Consider the following 4487-nt stretch of genomic DNA (forward strand, 5'->3'; position numbering starts at 1 on the left):
GCCCCGTGCAAGGCCACGGGGCCGGGCTGGCGAGCCCGCTGCTGGATGCCCGCAGCGGGGTGCAGTTCATTGCCGTCGCCAGCGGCAAGGGCGGCGTCGGCAAATCCACAGTGACCGTGAACCTCGCGGTCGCTCTCGCTCGCAGGGGCAAGCGCGTCGGCATTATTGACGCCGACATATACGGCTTCAGCGTGCCCGATATGATGGGCATCGAAGAGCGCCCGCAGGTCGTGAACGAGCGGGTCATCCCGATTGAGAAATTCGGGGTGAAGGTGATGTCGATGGGCTTTTTTGTCGAGGACAACAGCCCAATCGTCTGGCGCGGCCCGATGCTTGGCAAAATGCTGCGCAACTTTTTTGACGAAATCGAATGGGGCCAGCTTGATTACTTGCTGCTCGACTTGCCGCCGGGAACAGGCGATGTGGCGCTGGACGTCCATCAGATTATCCCGCAAAGCAAAGAGATTATTGTCACGACGCCTCATGCTACAGCGGCATTCGTTGCTGCGCGCGCAGGGGCCATGGCCATTAAAACCGAGCACGAAATCATCGGTATCGTTGAAAACATGGCGTATTACAAATGCAGCAAATGCGGCGAGCCGGAATATATTTTTGGCCGAGGCGGTGGCGGAAGATTAGCGGAGTCGCTTCATGCCGAGCTATTGTCCCAAATTCCGCTTGGAGCGCCGGATAATCATCCATCGGAGCCGGATTTCTCGCCATCCGTATACAAGGCAGAGAGCGAGACTGGCCAGCTCTATTTGGAGCTTGCAGACAAAGTGCTTCAAAAATGCGAATAGCGCGCTCTTCTTCAGCTGAATAACGTTCGCTTTTTTAACCGAATAGTCAAAGAAAAAAGCCCCATGCTAACGAATGAGGATCAGCCAAGCAACTGGCCTACCTTCATTCACAGCGGGGCTTTTTTTAATTACATCTTTTTTAATTACATCGTATTGTCCTACTGTCCATCTCCTGAGCCTGAATCCTGACCGCTATCGTCACCGGAACTTTGTTGATCTCCTCCCGAGCCTTGCTTTTCCACCTTTTCGTTAGGCTTCGGCTTCAGCTCTTCCTGAACGGCTTTCTTCATCAGATCCAGCACTTCAAGCCGGAATAACGGATTTTGCATCGACTCCTGCATAATCGACATGACTTGTTTTTTGTACTGCGTGCTTTGCAGCACCTCCAAAATCATCTTGTCCATCTCCGGATTTTTCATCACCTTAATTAACTGCTCCTGATACGACGGATCTTTAAGCAGCTGCTGGTGAATTTCCTTGTTCTGCTTATTGACGGCTTTGGCAAATTCCCCAGCGAAACGAACGTCAGTCATCAGCGTCTTGATCACCTTGTCATATTCCGGGGCGACAAGCACATCTTTTACCGCCAGACGGACCTGCTCCTGATCCTGCACGGACAAAAGCTTCGACGTGTTTCCGTTATAGCCCGACATTTGCTGGGCCGATTCCTGGAGTGCTTTTTGAGCATCCTCCGTTTTGAGTATATCAATGACCATTGATTTCATGTCTTTGTACGTGACTTGTTGGCTGCTTCCCGATGATTCTGATCCACAACTGGTCAAGACAAAAGACGTTGTAATGAGAAGCATAATTACCGTCATACGAATGCGCATGATTCGTGTTCTCCCTTCGTGACAGCATTCCTGTATTGATGGGAGTAGTATGTGTCAAAGCTCCATTGATTATCAAGGGGAAAGGTTAGCTTTTTAATGTGAACGTGGTAAAATAAAGGATGTTGGACAGGGTGTGCTTGAAAAATTTAGGGGGATGTCAAACGTGAATATCAGAAAATGGTTTTTTCTCTTTTGGAGCTGTATGGCAGTAGGCGGTTTGGCTACAGCGATATGCGGAATAACGATGCAGTGGACGGATCCGGAATTCGGCTTTATGGGACTGGATGCCTCTGGCTTTAATTTTGCAATGATGGCGCTTGTTGGCCTGATGTTTGGAGCATTCAGCCAGATGGGCTTTTTCGCTTATTTGACTTTAAATTATATCGCGCTTAGCGTATTTCGCAAAAGCTATCTTTGGAATACGCTGCAAGGCTATTCCACTGTATTTGCAGCATTTGCCTTAGGCTATTTATTATTTGAGCAGCGGACGAATAACTGGTTCTTCTGGCTTCTGCCGCTTCTGCTTATGGTGTTCTCGCTTGCGGTTTCTTATGTAAAGGTGAAACAGACGAAGGCTGTAGCTTTTGTGCCGACCGCGTTCCTTATGTTTACCGTTACTTTCATTGAAGCGTATCCTGCTTTAAAAGGGGAAACCAACACCGCAGCCATCATCTTTATGATTGTGCCGCTGTTCGTATGTAATGCATACCAAATATTGATGCTGCCGCGGATTTTAAAAAGCGAAGCGACCGAATCTGCATCATCTGCAAAGCCGGTCGCTTAATGTAGGGACGATGCTTTTCAACCTTTGATGGTTTAATGTTTGACGAGTGCGTTCAATTGGCTTGTACCGGTAGAGGACATGGTGGATTTGTCTTGTACAGCTTTGCCCTCGGTTTCTGTCTGAGTAATCAGCTCCGTTACCGTTACGAAGTCATAGCCTTTGGAGCGCAGCTGGTCGATAATAACGGGCAGTGCTTCATGAGTTTGCTTCACAGAATCGCTGGCATGCATCAATATAATATCGCCAGGATGGGCGCGACTCACGACTCGGCTAATGATTTTATCGGTGCCGATATTCATCCAGTCGAGCGAGTCAGTATCCCATTGAATGACCTTATAGTTCATTTCGCTCGCAATGCGCAGTACCCTTTTGTCAAAATCGCCATTCGGCATCCGAATCAAATTAGGCTGTTTCCCAGTCGTATCGGAAATAATCGAGTGAGCAGTAGAAATTTGCGTACGGATTTCGTCGTCGCTCAGCTTGCTGTAATAATCATGCTTGTGGCCGTGGCTACCGATCTCATAACCGGCATCGGTTATTTTCTTCACAATATCGGAATGCGATTGAATCCAAGGCGACGATAGAAAAAAGGTAGCTTGCGTAATGCCTTTGTCCTGAAGCACTTTCAAAATCGGCTCCGCGCGTTTTTCGCCCCAGCTAATATCAAATGTAAGGGCCACAACTTTCTTTTCTGTCGGTACACTGTAGATGGCAGCGGGCTGCTGCGGTGAAAACACCGTAATATTGTCGCGCTCCGCGTAAATGACGCCTACCGAAAATACGAGGGCTAGTACAATTAGACTGTAGTGCTTGATTTTACGACCGTTCATCACATAAAAAAAGTTCATTTGGACGGGCTCTCCTCTCTAATGGAAGCTTGTTCTAGTACAATCTATGCTCATAGCGCCAAGTTATTCATGCTTGTTCAATTGAAGATAGGCAGAGGAGGACAATACTTGTTTAAGCCTCGGGAAATTCTCGATCACTTTCGCTCTATGAGCGGCTATATTGCATTTGGATTTATTCTATTTTTTGCCGGAATGGTGGTTGGGGGAAGTAATACAACGATTAGCGATATGCTGGATCAACAGCTGGAGGCCATTGCTCAACTGGCTCAACAGCTCGATAAGTCGGCTAATCCGACGATGAGCTATATTCTGTTCATTTTTTTCAACAATGCCATTAAATCTATCTTCATTATGTATCTCGGCGCGTTCCTTGGATTGGTACCGTTATTTTTCCTCGTCTTTAATGGGATGATTATTGGTTACTTGCTTAATCGAACGGCTGAGCTGCACGGGGCGGGCACTGTAATGGAAATGATTTTTAAAGGCTTGCTGCCGCACGGCATTATTGAAATTCCAGCCATCATTATTGCTGGTGCATATGGGATGAGGTTCGGTGTTCTCGTTTTAAAACTAATGAAATCGACCGTAAGTCCGAATGGGCAGGTGGAAAAGAGCGGATTCGAAATTTTATTTTTCATGAAAAAAACGATTCCAGTCGCCGTTGTGCTTACAATTTCTCTGCTAGTGGCTTCTTTAATTGAAAGTATCATTACACCTTGGCTTCTGAAGATGTAATAAAATTCCTAATATTTGTGCATAACAGTAAAGCGGCGTTATTACGTGCGAAGCGTAGACGCCGCTTTATTGTTTCATCAAGCTGCATAAGGCAGAGTAAGGACGAGCCTATTCGCTATACAGGCGAACGGCCGTCACCACTTGAGGAGGGCGCAAACTACTATGCTAGGAATTCTATTCAACGATAAAGAATGCAAAGAACTCGACTACGTCCTGCGAAAGGAACTCGATGAAATGCTGCTTGATCTCAATGACTCCCGTCTGGATGGAGAAATCAAGCAGTCGATTACCCGCCGCTACAAAACGATTTTTCGCATGTATGCCCGTTTGGCATCCCCAAAAGAGCTTTCCCGCTACGCTTTAAACGTCCGTACATATAAGTAATTTAAGGCCTCTAGCAGGCCTGAATTTGAGCCTGAAAAATAATCGAAAATAAATTAAAAAAACACTTGCAATCGCATAGGCGGCCGTGATATATTATATGAGT

Annotated in this window: 6 protein-coding genes; 4 read left to right on the forward strand and 2 right to left on the reverse strand. The window is 46.8% G+C overall.

Annotated features, from left to right (window positions below):
* A partial coding sequence (locus tag ABEW34_RS31235) for an Mrp/NBP35 family ATP-binding protein (protein ID WP_430165560.1) occupies positions 1-800 on the forward strand: 800 nt, incomplete at its 5' end.
* A 158-nt stretch (positions 801-958) separates the two neighbouring features.
* Here the strand turns inward: ABEW34_RS31235 and gerD are convergent.
* On the reverse strand, positions 959-1633 hold the full coding sequence (gerD, locus tag ABEW34_RS31240) for a spore germination lipoprotein GerD (protein WP_430165563.1): 675 nt from the start codon (positions 1631-1633) through the stop codon (positions 959-961).
* A gap of 154 nt (positions 1634-1787) precedes the next feature.
* On the opposite strand from gerD, the gene ABEW34_RS31245 reads away from it, so the two are divergent.
* Positions 1788-2417, forward strand: a complete 630-nt coding sequence (locus tag ABEW34_RS31245; protein ID WP_430165566.1) for a KinB-signaling pathway activation protein — start codon at positions 1788-1790, stop codon at positions 2415-2417.
* Between the two features lie 32 nt (positions 2418-2449).
* Here ABEW34_RS31245 and pdaB read toward each other — a convergent pair whose 3' ends face one another.
* Positions 2450-3265, reverse strand: a complete 816-nt coding sequence (gene pdaB, locus ABEW34_RS31250; RefSeq protein ID WP_430165569.1) for a polysaccharide deacetylase family sporulation protein PdaB — start codon at positions 3263-3265, stop codon at positions 2450-2452.
* Between the two features lie 108 nt (positions 3266-3373).
* Here pdaB and ABEW34_RS31255 point away from each other — a divergent pair, with 108 nt between their 5' ends.
* Together ABEW34_RS31255 and ABEW34_RS31260 are read left to right on the forward strand one after the other, a co-directional pair.
* Positions 3374-4000 (forward strand): stage II sporulation protein M, encoded by a 627-nt coding sequence (locus ABEW34_RS31255; RefSeq protein WP_430165572.1) that lies wholly within the window; start codon positions 3374-3376, stop codon positions 3998-4000.
* A 162-nt stretch (positions 4001-4162) separates the two neighbouring features.
* Positions 4163-4384: a hypothetical protein gene (locus ABEW34_RS31260; RefSeq protein ID WP_046234262.1), complete on the forward strand. Its 222-nt coding sequence runs from the start codon at positions 4163-4165 to the stop codon at positions 4382-4384.
* The last annotated feature ends 103 nt before the right edge of the window (positions 4385-4487 follow it).

The sequence above is a fragment of the Paenibacillus algorifonticola genome, from assembly GCF_050481745.1.
Lineage (GTDB): Bacteria > Bacillota > Bacilli > Paenibacillales > Paenibacillaceae > Pristimantibacillus > Pristimantibacillus algorifonticola_A.